Origin of the sequence: Aeromonas sp. 601039 (assembly GCF_049174415.1) — a bacterium.
Taxonomy (GTDB): domain Bacteria; phylum Pseudomonadota; class Gammaproteobacteria; order Enterobacterales; family Aeromonadaceae; genus Aeromonas; species Aeromonas veronii_A.
In genome coordinates this window covers 1-12,848 of record NZ_JAAKTL010000003.1, presented here as the reverse complement: position 1 = coordinate 12,848, position 12,848 = coordinate 1, and the positions used below count along the sequence as shown (strand labels likewise).

Annotated in this window: 7 protein-coding genes; 3 read left to right on the top strand and 4 right to left on the bottom strand. The window is 61.6% G+C overall.

Going from position 1 to position 12,848, the window contains the following annotated elements; all coding sequences use genetic code 11:
* The first annotated feature begins 287 nt into the window (after positions 1–287).
* The gene (locus G5195_RS03555; protein ID WP_129503709.1) at positions 288–920 is read left to right on the top strand and encodes a trimeric intracellular cation channel family protein; all 633 of its coding nucleotides are present in this window, start codon (positions 288–290) and stop codon (positions 918–920) included.
* A gap of 99 nt (positions 921–1,019) precedes the next feature.
* Entirely contained in the window at positions 1,020–1,412 is a 393-nt protein-coding gene (locus tag G5195_RS03550; RefSeq protein WP_042053183.1) for a hypothetical protein, read from the top strand.
* Between the two features lie 72 nt (positions 1,413–1,484).
* On the opposite strand, the gene thiI is transcribed toward G5195_RS03550, so the two are convergent.
* Entirely contained in the window at positions 1,485–2,933 is a 1,449-nt protein-coding gene (thiI, locus tag G5195_RS03545; RefSeq protein ID WP_421223436.1) for a tRNA uracil 4-sulfurtransferase ThiI, read from the bottom strand.
* A 177-nt stretch (positions 2,934–3,110) separates the two neighbouring features.
* Here thiI and G5195_RS03540 point away from each other — a divergent pair, with 177 nt between their 5' ends.
* Positions 3,111–4,076 (top strand): hypothetical protein, encoded by a 966-nt coding sequence (locus tag G5195_RS03540; RefSeq protein WP_421223434.1) that lies wholly within the window; start codon positions 3,111–3,113, stop codon positions 4,074–4,076.
* 426 nt (positions 4,077–4,502) lie between these two features.
* On the opposite strand, the gene pbpC is transcribed toward G5195_RS03540, so the two are convergent.
* The 3 genes from pbpC to G5195_RS03525 all read right to left on the bottom strand — a co-directional run bounded on the left by pbpC (position 4,503) and on the right by G5195_RS03525 (position 12,609).
* Positions 4,503–6,899 carry a penicillin-binding protein 1C gene (gene pbpC, locus G5195_RS03535; RefSeq protein WP_421235900.1) on the bottom strand — a complete coding sequence of 799 codons (2,397 nt, stop codon included), beginning with the start codon at positions 6,897–6,899 and terminating at the stop codon, positions 4,503–4,505.
* 1 nt (position 6,900) lies between these two features.
* Positions 6,901–11,784 (bottom strand): alpha-2-macroglobulin family protein, encoded by a 4,884-nt coding sequence (locus G5195_RS03530; RefSeq protein WP_421235860.1) that lies wholly within the window; start codon positions 11,782–11,784, stop codon positions 6,901–6,903.
* A 165-nt stretch (positions 11,785–11,949) separates the two neighbouring features.
* Positions 11,950–12,609, bottom strand: a complete 660-nt coding sequence (locus G5195_RS03525; protein WP_421235859.1) for a DedA family protein — start codon at positions 12,607–12,609, stop codon at positions 11,950–11,952.
* Positions 12,610–12,848: the final 239 nt, after the last annotated feature.

Here is a 12,848-nt window from a genome sequence, read left to right as displayed (position 1 = left end):
ATGTCTTTAGCATTTTTTTCAACGCTTCATCACGTTAACGCCGCTTACCCTATATATCGACAGGTCGGGGATAAACTTAAGGAAAAAAACGCCCACTAAAACGTGGCAGAAACTCATCGCGCCCCTCCTCCAACAAGGAGGTAAACAGGCACACTCGAGCCCCTCCTTGTCCATGATGCGAGAAAAAAGCGGTGTCGACTCTCAATTTTGTCGAGCACAGTTGGCGATTGGGCTCTCCAGCCCCTAAAATCGCGGCCCCATCAACAATTTGGCGTGAGTTGTTTTCCATGCAGACACTGGTTGAGCAGATTGTTTACATCAGCGATATGTTTGGTACTGCGGTATTCGCGTTTTCAGGGGTTCTGGTGGCGGGCCGGCTCAGAATGGACGGATTTGGCGTCATGGTTTTGGCGGCAGTCACCGCCATCGGCGGTGGTACCATCCGCGACATGATCCTGGGAGCAACCCCGGTGTTCTGGGTTCGCGATCCTCTCTATATCTGGGTGGTCATTGCAACGGCGCTGATCGGTATGTGGATGGTCAAACTGCCCCGCAGAATGCCCTGGTATGTACTGCCCGTCGCGGATGCCTTCGGGTTGGCCCTCTTTACGGTGATTGGGGCGCAAAAAGCCCTCAACTTCGGTACCCCGGGACTGATCGCCGTGCTGATGGGGACCATGACCGGGGTAGCAGGCGGTATGATCCGTGATGTACTGGCTAGGGAAGTGCCTATGGTGTTGCAAAAAGAGATCTATGCAACAGCCTGCATTTTGGGCGGAATCCTCTACACCCTGGCACTGGAGGCGAACATGGACAGAGTAACCGCCATGCTCATCTGTATGACAGCCGTGTTCGGTTTGCGGGTAGCTGCTATCTACTGGCACCTGTCGCTACCAACCTTCTCGCTGCAACGCAACTGAAAGCACACCCGCAGTGGAATATGGCTCTGTGGGTTGTGCGTTGAACCAAATGGGCTTTTCTGTTGTCATAGAAGCAGTCGTTGTTAGCCGGATATTCTCATGCACAAAATCGGTATGCTTACCACTCTCCTCCTTGCGAACGTGACAGCAGCACATGCCGAAGCACAAGCCGTTTTTGGACGACTGGCATCGGCGCCAGTGCAGCAGTTCAACCAGCAGATACGTCAGGCGAACGAGCTACATCAGAAATGGGTCAATGACTACCGTGAGGTAGCACTTCGTTTTGTCGGTCATAGCGACATCCCCAGTCGCATCCATGCACAGCAACTGGATAATGATCTGGTACTCTCGGTTGCCCTCGATGGCAGCAAGAACGACATGCTCTATATCCTGACTCTCTATCGCAGCGATAACCTTTGGCAAATGAGGGGAGCGGAAATGGGTTGGCGTTGCCTGGGGGAGCACTCCTTCACTCCCGTTCCCTGTCCATAAATCCAAGCTCCGAGCTATAAAACAAAAATCCGGCACATTGGCCGGATTTTTTATGGGAGATTGAGTGCCAAATTACGGACGGTAAACTTTGACGTTATCAAAGCCCTTCTCTTTCAGATAGAGCGCCTGCAACTTGCTCATCACGCCGCGATCGCAGTAGAGCAGATAGGTCTTCTCCTTGGGCAGATCGCCAAAGGCGGTGGCCAGCTTGAAGAAGGGGATATGCAGTACTTCACGACCTTCCACCACCAGCGGCTTCTCATCGTGTTCATCGGCAGAGCGGATATCCAGGATCACCTCGTCAGCGCCCAGCACCTGGGTGGTTTCCACCTCTTGCACTTCAGCGGCAGTCTCTTCACCGATACGACGGATATCGAGGTAACGGGCCTCGGAGACCACCTTGTCCAGAATGGAGAAGTCAAAATTGGCCTCTTCCTCTTCAATGCGGGAGAGCTCGGCCTTCACGGTCGGCTTTTTGGAGATGACGCCACAATACTCCGGCATGGTCTCGGCAAACTCCAGAGTGCCGATGCGGCGGGCTTCACTGATGATGTCCGGCTTGTCCCAGGTGATAAGCGGGCGCAGGATCACCTTGTCGGTGACCCGGTCGATCACGTTCAGGTTGGTGAGGGTCTGGCTGGAAACCTGGCCCACACACTCGCCGGTCACCAGCGCCGGGATCTGGAACTCGTCAGCCACTTTGGCAGCCGCACGCATCATCATCCGCTTGAGCACCACGCCCATTTGACCGTTGTCGATCTTATCGAGGATCTCGGCAACCACCGGCTCGAAGTCCACAGCGGTGAAACGTACCCGGTGGGAGGAGCCGAAACGGTTCCACAGGTGGTAGGCCACCTGCTTGACGCCGATTTCGTGGGCAGCACCGCCCAGATTGAAGAAGCAGTAGTGCACCCGGCAGCCGCGCTTGATGAACTGGAACGACGCCACGCCGGAGTCAAAACCGCCGGAGATGAGGCTCAGCACATCTTCCTGAGTCGCGATGGGCATGCCGCTCAGGCCCTGATGGATGGCGCTGACGATGAAGAGCTCTTCGCCGTCGATCTCGAGGTTGATCTTCACATCCGGGTTCTTGAGGCGCACGCCGTTGCTTTCGCATTGCTGGTTCAAACCACCGCCCACGTAACGCTCAATCTCGAGAGAGGAAAACTCGTGCTTGCCGTGGCGCTTGGCGCGCACGCAGAAGGTTTTGCCCTTGAGCTGGTCGCCCCACACGGCTTTCACCTGCTCGAAGATGTCGTGCAGATCGGTAAACTTGCTGGCTTGTACCTCGAGGAAGGCCTGAATGCCGGGAATGCAGGCCAGGGCTTCGATTGCCTGCTCGCGGAACTGGTCATTGCGGGAGCTCACGATCAGCTTGTCCCAATCCATCCGTACGCGGGCATCGTCGTCGAAGCGGCGCAGGACATTGCGGATATTGCCCTGCAGGATCTTGATAAAGCGCTGGCGAACCGACTTGCTCTTGATGGTGATTTCCGGGAACAGCTTGATAATGAACTTCATGGTAATGACTCGGGTGACCTTGATTTAAGGGCGCGAATTATATCAGAACTTTGTGGCCAGCGCCTACTGGATGAGCGTTTGCTCACATTACCCCACGCAGTGTTTGCCGCGCGACCGCAATCTTGCGTATATTCCCGACCCTGCGCCTCGCCAGATTTTTGACAACAGACTGATCCGATGAAGACCTATATCTACTACCCCGGCATGGAGGTACGCGACGAGCTCTGGCTCAAATTTGCCCTGCTCTATCTGGAGCGGCTTGCCTTTGTCTTCACCGTCAGCGAAAAGAGCGGTCTCACCGCCCTGCTCGATACCCTTCAACAGCAGACCGATCTGCTGGCCGAGCGGCCCGATGCAGCCTTTTTTGCCGCCATTACCCCGCAATTGGAGAGCCAGATAAGCGGCCTGGTGGCCCCCGATTTCGTCCGCCACAAGGTATTTGGCAACAAGGAGCTGATTGGTCGCTGGCGTCAGGAGGCCAACCACGACTGCTTTTGCCCGGATCAGGCGGGACTGGAGCGACTGCACGGCTTTTGCCTGACTCACGGCTTTGCGACCCGGGATGAGGGGGGGATCAGAATGGCGCGGCGCTTTGCCAATCTGCTCTCCATGCGTCTCGCCCGTGAGTGGGCACTCGCCAATGACGGGGCGCTTATTACCGATCACGACTATCTCGACCGCCTGCTCCACCTGCTCGAATCCCGCTACCACAATCGCGGTGGTCAGGATTGCTTCCACCTCGAGATCCCTTTGCAAGTGCCCACTCACCTGGCCGACATTTCGTTTGCAGAGCTGATTGCCCTGCGCGGGCGCAGCGGCTTTCGCCAACAGCTGGCCGAATTTCATCTGGCCATCGACAACCTGCTCGCCATGCTGGGTAGCGGCTATGCCGACCCGGCGGCCCTGACCCGCTTTGAGCAGGCTCAGCAAGGGCTCAATCAACTGCTGGGGCCCGAGACCCTCAGCATGCCACTCACCACCCTGGTCAGCACCAGCCTGCCCGCCGTAGCCATGCTCCACCAGTTAAAAGCGAGCCATCCCGAAAGCAACCTCATCTTCCATCCCATCAAGAAGAGCCACTTTCACCAACGCAAGAGCCAGCACTTCTTCACCCGGCTCGGCCATCTGCGCCAACCGGGCTGAATTGGCGGAATGAAAAAGGGGTTGGCATCTGCCAACCCCTCTCGTTATCTGCGGCCTACCAATCATCACCCCGGTGATTGGCCCGCTCTTGCGCCTGCCTGCGCGCCTCCATCGCCCTGTCACGGCGGATATTGGCAGGGGTACAGGCAAACTGTTTCTGATAGCAACGCGCAAAACCCGCGGAAGCAGGTTCGAAAGGTGAATAGAACCCGGTACGTTCAGGAGAAACATGGTGATCACCATGATTGGTTGTGGCACAACCCGAACTCATCAGCACCAGCAAGGGACACAGAACACGCAGCAAAAGAGAACTCCCGATTGGATTTGAATGAATTCGTAATTATTCACAAATTAATTCACCCAATCAAATATTGATGCATTTCAAATGGTTAATTACATTCACCTCAATGGCTGTCGGCAAAACGCTCAACGGGTGATGGTGCCGGCATCACCGTCAGGATGCACCACGCGAAACTCGATACGATCGCTGTTGCCCGCTTCATCCACCACCACCAACTGGTAGCGCCCCGCCACGCTCAGCACCTGATCCCCGTCCCAGCGCAGCCGCTGACCATTGAGAAACCAGGCCGGCTTGCCGACACCGCCCAGCACCTTGGGCTGCAACCGGTAGCGCAGGCTGCGGATAAGGTTGCCCTCCCCCAGCGTCACGATGCGGATGGGGGCCTGCTGCTCGGCACTCTGCCCCTCCCCTGCACAACCACCTGCAAGCAGCGCCTGACGTCGCTCGCCGGGCGTTCGCCACGGCTCCAGCGACAATGGCCAGAGCGCCCGAAAACCGGATTGTGCCGCATCGTGGCAACGGATCAGCGTCGGCTTGCCTTCGGCAGTGAGTGCAACCTGGCGCAGCGGCGAGGGCCAATCCATGGGATCCGGCAAGGTGGGAGGATCGCGCCCTTCCAGCAACCAGGCGCTCTGGCGCTGCAAACAGGCCTCAGGCAGGGTCGCGCTCGCCTTGCGCCCCAGCGGCCAGCAGATCTCGGCCTCACTCACCGTGTTGGGTTGTGCCGGCAAGGGGCTGTTGTCAGCCAATCGCGAGTAGACCGAGAGCAGCAGCGGCACCGCTGCGCTCTGGCCGTAAAAACCGGGCATGGGGGTGCCGTCGGGGCGCCCAAGCCAGACGCCGATGGTCCAGCGACCGGAGACTCCCATCGCCCAGCTGTCGCGATAGCCGTAGCTGGTGCCGGTCTTCCAGGCCAGCCTGTTGACCCGGCCGGTCGCCTCACTGGCAAAGGGCTGATCCGCGCGCCCCTGGGCACTCAATATCTGCCAGATGATCCAGGCCGCTCCCGGGCTCAGCAAGGGGCGTGACACCGCCTGCTGCCCCGCCAGCCAGACCGGCATCGCCACCTGCCCCTGCCGGGTCAGTGCGCTGTAGAGCGCCACCAACTGCTCGAGTCGAATGCCTGCCGCCCCCAGCGCGATGGCCGGATTTGGCTTGTCGGAAAGGGCCAGCCGCACCCCGGCGTTGTCGAGGCGGCTGACCAGCTTGTCGGGCCCGAGCGCCTCCAGCACCTGCACCGCCGGCACGTTGAGGGATTGCTGCAGCGCTTGGGCTAGCGTCACCGGCCCCTGAAAGGCGCCAGAAAAGTTGGCGGGGCGATAATCAGAGCCCAGCCTTGGCGCATCGGAGAGCAGGGAGGCCGAGTGCACCAACCCTTCATCCATGGCCAGACCGTAGATAAAGGGCTTGAGGGTGGAGCCGGGAGAGCGGATCGCCTGCACCATGTCAAGGTAACCGTGGCGGCGCAAATTGCCATACTCGGCGCTGCCCACATAGGCGCGCACCGCCATGGTTTTGTTGTCTACCAAGAGCAACGCCGCTGAGGTCTGCTCGGGGAAACGACGGATATAGCTCGCCACCCGTCCCTCCAGCCAGCGCTGCAGCTCGCCATCGATGGTGGTGTGCACCAGCGCACCGGCCTGATGGTCGGCGGCGAGGCGGGCAAAGAGCGGCGCCTCCATCGGCGTGAAGTGACCGCGGGCCAGCACCGGCTCGATACGTCCCTCCAACCACACCTGTTCGGGCCAGACACCCTGAGCCACCAGCCGCTGCATTACCTTGTCACGGGCGGCGCGGGCCCGCTCGGGATGACGGTCTGGCCGGTTGCGGCTGGGAGCCTGCGGCAGCACCGCCAACAGCGCCGCCTCGGCATAGGTCAGCTTGGCGGCGCTCTTGCCGAGATAGGCAAAACTTGCCGCCTGCACCCCCTCCAGGTTGCCGCCAAACGGCGCCCGATTGAGGTAGACGGTGAGCAGGGTGCGCTTGTCATAGTGCCACTCCAGTTGCAGCGCACGCACCATCTGGCGCAGCTTGCCGGGCACGCTCCGGTGGTAGGGCTCGATAAGACGCGCCACCTGCATGGTAAGGGTCGAGCCGCCCGATACAGCCCGCCCATAGCGCAGCCACTGCCAGACCCCGCGCACCATGGCCACCGGATTGACCCCCGGATGACGCCAGAAGTAGCGATCCTCGTAGCCCAGCAGCGCCTCGATATAGCGGGGGGAGACCTGCTCCAGGGTCACGGGGTAGCGCCACACGCCGCTGGTATCGGCAAAGGCGCGCAGCGGTCGCCCCTTCATGTCGAGCACCACCCGTGCGTAGGCAGGGTCGAGCGGTGGCGGCGGGAAGAGTCGATCCAGTGCCAGCAATGACAGGAGCAGTGCTACAACGCCCAGCACCGAGCAACGCAGCCAGCGTGGCAGGCGACCAAGCCAGCGCCAGCCAGCGTGGCCAGTGCGACCTAATTTCAGCCAGCCACGCTGCCAGAAAGTGAGCGGGCGAACCCGCTCAAGGGAGGGAATGTTACTCAGAGATGATCACCTCATGGATATCCTCACCCACAGTCCGCAGCTCGGGGCGGTACATATCCTCCATCTGGGTCGGCGGCACCTGATAGCGACCCGGCGTCACCGCCCGCATCAGGTAGACCAGTTGCTGGTTGCTCCCCTCGCTCAGATCCAGCGCCGCCGTGTAGCGGTCATCGCGAAACTCCTGATGCTTGAGATAGTCGTTCCACTCGCTCTGCCACGCCGGTTTCCCCTCAATGGAGAGCTCTTCCAGCTTGATGCTGTTGCCAAGGGCTGGGTTCTCCAGCTCGAAGCCGGCGGGCACCATTTCTACCAGCAGGGCATCGGGCACCGCCGACTCACTGCTGACGTTGAGCCGCACCACCACCAGATCGCCCACCTTCACCTTGGCGGGATCAAACGGCTGACCGTCGCTATTGAACCAGCTACGGGTCACGCTCATCCCCTTGCTGATCCGTGCCGGTGCCTGCTCGGGGTAACCGACCAGAGTGCGCTGCACATAGAGCGAGCCCTTGCCCTCGTTGGTGACGGTGCTCGCCGCCAGCGCCTCGGGGGCGCCCTGCTGCAACGGAGCCGAACCGCTCAGGGATCCACTGCCAAGAGAGGAAGTCACCCTGGCCTGCCAGTCGGCGGCCGGATCGAAGCGGGCGAGTCGCAGCAGGGCGAGCCGCTCCTGGGTGCTGAGCCACTGACGGTGAGCCAGGGTATCGGCTACCTTGGCGCTGAGATCAGGCCAGCGCTCCGCAGCCAGCTTGTGCTGGCGCAGCAAGGAGAGCTCAAGGGCCTGATCGCGCAGCGGCGAGCCGTAATCCCCCAGATAGTCATCACCGCGCTCGGTCGCCAATGCCCGGCTGAGGGCCTTGGCGGCGTTCTGCTCATCCCCCATGGCCGAGAGGGCCAGCGAGAGGTGCAAAAGCGGCAAACCTGAGCGGGCGTGATCGGCCTGCTGTTCCCAGATAAGGCGCAGGGTAGCGAGCGGCGCCTTGCCCACCCGGGCCAACACATAGGCACTGTAAGCCTGATAGGCCAACCGGCTGTGCTCGGGGGCACTGCTCCAGCGCTCACCATACTGACTGTCGGTGAGATAGTTTTGCAGCCGGTTCAGCGCCTGATTGAGCATCGCCTCCGGCACTGCATCGCCTGCCTCCTTGCGCGCCAGCAGATAGTCAGCGGCATAGGCGGTGAGCCACTGCTCCTCGTCGGAGCGACCATCCCACAGGCCAAAGCCGCCGCTGGGCAGTTGCAACCGCTGCAACCGTTGCAGCAGGGCGCGTTGTACATCCGCCTCGCTCGCCGCTTTCTTGCCCTCTGCGGGTTTGCGCCAGGCGGCCCGCTCATCCGCCGTGGTCAGCAAGTAAGGCCAGGCTCGGGACAGGGTCTGCTCCAGACAGGCGTAGGGGTAGTCAGCCAGCGCCTGCCACTGGGCTGCCGGATCCCAGGGGGGAGTGCCGGAGAGGCTGAGCAACCCCTGCAGATTGGCGCGATCCAGCCCGGCCAGCTCACTTTGCGCAAAGCTCATCTGCTGGCCGGGGGCCAGCATCTGGTAGCGCTGGCGAGTCTCGGCCGGCCAGGGGGAGCGCAGCGGCAAAGTCCAGTCGCGACTTATCGCAAAATCCTTGCCGCTGGCCGCCAACTGCAGGCTCGCCACGCCGCTCGCCCCGGTCACGGTGAGCGGCAGGGTCAGCCACTGCTCCTCGCCATTTTTAAGGGAAAGGGTGCCGGGCAGCTCACCGTTTGCTTTCAGCCCGCCATTGAGGGTCCAGGCAAGGGAGAGGGTCTGATCCTCGCCGCTCATGTTGCGCAGTTGCACCAGCGCTCGGGTCTCATCCCCTCTGGCGCCAAAGCGTGGCCAGCCAATTTCGGCCACCAAGGGCGCTACTACCTTGACGGCGCGCTCGGCCTCGCCGACTTGCTGTTCGTTCCAGGCCAGCGCCATCAGTGCCAACTCGCCGTTGAAGTTGGGCAGATCGAGCGGGATCACCGCCTTGCCGCTCTCATCAAAACTCACCTCGCCGCTCCACAGTCCGGCGATCTCGACCCGGCTCTCCAGCGCGCCACCCTTTTTCAGCGGCGCCCGGTCACCCCCATAATTGAGGCGGGCCAGCTTGCCATCCTGCGGCGGGATCACCTGGCCGTAGTTGTCGAACAAATCTTGGGCGAAGCGCTTGCGACCAAAGAAGATCTCGAACGGGTCGAGCGGCTGGTAGTCGCTGATATTGAGCACGCCCCGATCCACCGCAGCCAGCACCACCCGTCCCTGACTGTTGGGGGTGGAGGTGGCGGTCACTTCCAGCCGGGTAAGGGGCACCGCTTTATCCGGCGCGCTCAGGGTGAGCGGAAGACGGCGCTCTTCCCGATCCAGGGTGAGCGGCACCAGCCCGACCGAGCGCAGGCTCTGTCCCTGCTGGCTGCTGACCGGTTTGGAGGCACTGTCTAGCGCGGCGATCTGGGCCGAAATGTGCAGATCGTGGCGCTGCCACTCGGGGCTGACCGGGATCTCGAACTCGCCGCGGGCATCCTTGGCATCGCCACCGGCCCCCTTGAGCTCGATGCGCAGCCACCAGCGCAGGCCGTCGCCATCTTCCACCAGCAGCAACCCCTTACCGGGGCGCGGCGCCACCAGCGTCACTTTGGCCTTGTCACCCGCCTGATAGGCGCGTTTGTCGAGGGTGATGGCAATCTTGTCAGGCCGCGCCTGCTCGCCACCGCCACCCCAGGCGTAACTGCCTATTTCCACCCGCAGGCTGGATTGATGGCCCTGACTGTTCTCCACTTCCAATCGATACCAGCCCGCCGCCAGTTGCAGCGTGAGCGGGGTCGGCCCCTTGCCATCCAGCTGCAGGGTCTGCTCCTGTTCCAGATAGGGCTGGCTGTTGAACTCGTACTTCCACCCCTCGCCATCGGCGTAGTGCCAGTAGTAGTCGCGGTACTCGTTGATAAGACGCACCTTCACCGCCCCCGCCACCGGCTGGCCTTGCTCATCGAGGTTGAGGATCTGGAAGGGGAGCGGCTTGCCCCCTTCCACACGATCGGCCACGAAGTCGGCCTTGAGCGCCGGCCACTGGCTGCCCGCAGGCCAGCCATACTGGGTGCGGCTGCGATTGACGGCGCGGCCACCGGGCTCGGAAAGGGAGACCCGATAGGCCACCTCCAGCGGCCCGAGGGCGCGCCCCCCATCTAGCTCATCAGCAAGCGAAAAAGTCCCCTGCCCCTGCGCATCGAGGGTGAGACTGCGCGCCTCGAGATCCTTGGCCTGCTCGGCGAGCAACACGTCACCCAGCGTGAACTCCTGCCACTGGGTAAAGGGCATGGTGGCGCGGCTGATCTTTACCTCCGCCTTCGCCTTGGTGGCGCTCGCTGGCGCGCCGTAGAGATAGTCCCCTTGCAGCTGCAGGGTGAGAGCGGCGTCCAAATCCGTCACTTCCCCATCCGGCCCCTTGCCAAGCTGCAGCTTGAGCCGTTCCGGCAAAAACTCCTCCACCAGGAAAGGCCACTCGAAGCGGCTGCCGGCGGCGGTCTTGAGGTTGATGGTCCAGCGCCCGAGCGGCGCATCGTCCGGCAGACGCAGGCCGTAGTGGGCGGCGCCAAGGCTATCAGGTAGCAGCCGTTTCTGTTCGAGCAATTGACCGTCCGGCTGCTTCACCTCCAGCTCCACCGCCATGCCGGGCAGCAGCTGGCCATCCTGCCCCTTGAGCAGGATCTCGCTGTCGAGCCGCTCGCCGGGGCGATAAAGGTCGCGCCCGCTAAAGAGATACAACTGCTGGGCCTGCCAGGGCTGGGTGCCGAGATCGAAGGTGGAGAGATCGAGGGCCGCGCCATCGAGGCGCAGCACCGCCAGATGGTTGCCCTGTTCGGCCAGCAGCAGGCGAGCCCCCTGCACCTGATCGAAGCGGCGATGACCTTGGGGGTCGGTCTGTTGCACCTGCAGCCGGTTGCCCTTCTCGTCGAGCAGGGAGAGCTGCACATCCTTGAGGGGGTCGGCGCTGGCCAGGGAGCTCACGAACACCTCCAGCTGATCGCGGTAACGGCGGGCACTGAGCCCCATGTCGCTCACCGCAAAGTAGGTGGTCTCCTTGCGCCAGTCGTAGTTGCCAAGGGGCGACATCACCGCAAAGTAGACGCCGGACTCCGCCAGTTGCGGCTCCTTCACATTGATGAGGCGGGTCTCGCGCCGGTTGGCATCGAGCTCCAGCGCGTAGCGGCCGCTGAACACCCGCTTGGCCCGCTTGGTGATCTGTTCAAGCTCCCAGTTGCCCATGCCGGCACCAGGGCGATATTCCGCCAGAAAACGGGGCAGATATTCCGCATCGACCCGAAAGAAATCGATATTGACCTCATCCACATTGACCGCGCTGATGGGCAGGCGAAGTTCCTGACGCAGCGGCAATACCATGCCACTGGCGGTAAAGGAGGCTCCCGCCTCCAGCGGCCGGGTTTTGAGGGTCCAGCTCTGGGGGGATGGGCCCAGCCCCGCCTTGAGGCTCACTTCATAGCTTTTATCGGGCTGAACGTTCGGGAAATAGAGGGTGCGGCCATCGTCGGCCAGGATCCACTCCCCCTGCACCTGCTTGCCCCCCTCACTGACCCCGAGCCAGCTCTGCCAGTTCGCCTTGGGCGCCAGGGGGCCGGAGAAGACCAGCGCCAGTGCCGGCGCATCGCGATATTGGCGGGCATTGGCCTGCACTACAGAAGTTGGCGCCCCGGCCTCCTGCTGCGCAGTGGATTCAGTGGTCGGTACTTGGCTGGCGGGCTTGTCAGGGCCGCAGCCAGACAGCAAACCGACCACCCCGCAAAGCAGCAGGGTTGACCAGCGGCGGCGCAAAGCGCCGGTTCCAGCGGTAGAGCGGTGAGAAGCAGAGAGAGAGTCGAAGAGGCGCATAGGTTCCATCCCGAGTTGGAGCGCTGCAAACGCAGCGTGGCTGGAAACAGGATAAGGCATCCTGCTCACCCGACACAAAGCTCATTACCCGAATGGGCACAATTCCGTGCCCCTGCTGCACAAGACCCCCCTTGCCCACTGATCCAGTGCGGCAAGGGTTGTCATCTAGTCGTGGCTGGTCTCGTTTTTTGCTCCGCCTTTGAACCAGCGAAACAGGATGGCCATGACGGCCGCCAGAAACAGCACCAGCGAGGTAATCAGCAGGGCTCGGGTCAACAGTTCGCTGTGATGGAGGAAGAAGGGGGTATTCATCGCCAGCTTGCCCACCAAACTGAGGCAGAGCGCCCACATAAAGGCACTGGCAAAGCTGGCCACGCACATCCGCATCACGCTCAGGCGGCCAATCCCCATCAGCATGGGGGTCAGCACCCGCACAAACGGGATAAAACGGGAGGAGAACATCGCCAGAAAACCGTACTTTTTCAGCAGCCGGGTCGCCTTGGGCAGGCTGTCGGGAGGCAATATCCGCTCGATATGATCCATAAAGCGGGTGCGCTGCAGTGCCCGTCCCTGCCAGTAGGCGAGCACGGAACCTATGCCCGCAGCCAACGGCAGATAGACAAGAGTCACTTCGGGGCCAAACACCCCCATGCCCACCAACCCACCGGCCAGCAGTACCAGGCTGTCCCCCGGCAGGGGCAGGAAGACGAATGCGGACTCCAGCAGCAGTACCAGCATCAGGCAACTGATCAACAGGGGGACCGCCTGCATCTGAACCAGGGCGTCAAAATCCTGATGCCAAATGGCCATCAGCATATCCAGCATGTCACTCTCCCTACTACACGGTTCATCATGAACGAGGCAGGGGTTATAGCACCCATCCCCTGAACAAAACGTTAATTTTGTCCGGCACAGGAAATAAAGTGTGTCAAAATATTGCTGTAATTAGGGAATGCAAGGAGGGCGAAAAGCAGAAACAAAAAGCCCTGTAGTGGTCAACTAAATCCGGACACTTGGTTAGGCCGATCTTCGGCTTTTGCTGGCGGTATCCCATTATTGTGGTG

Bases quoted from the DNA above. Each gene is read 5' to 3' on its own strand.
- G5195_RS03555 (WP_129503709.1), top strand. From the start codon at position 288: ATGCAGACACTGGTTGAGCAGATTGTTTACATCAGCGATATGTTTGGT.
- G5195_RS03550 (WP_042053183.1), top strand. From the start codon at position 1,020: ATGCACAAAATCGGTATGCTTACCACTCTCCTCCTTGCGAACGTGACA.
- thiI (WP_421223436.1), bottom strand. From the start codon at position 2,933: ATGAAGTTCATTATCAAGCTGTTCCCGGAAATCACCATCAAGAGCAAG.
- G5195_RS03540 (WP_421223434.1), top strand. From the start codon at position 3,111: ATGAAGACCTATATCTACTACCCCGGCATGGAGGTACGCGACGAGCTC.
- G5195_RS03530 (WP_421235860.1), bottom strand. From the start codon at position 11,784: ATGCGCCTCTTCGACTCTCTCTCTGCTTCTCACCGCTCTACCGCTGGA.
- G5195_RS03525 (WP_421235859.1), bottom strand. From the start codon at position 12,609: ATGCTGGATATGCTGATGGCCATTTGGCATCAGGATTTTGACGCCCTG.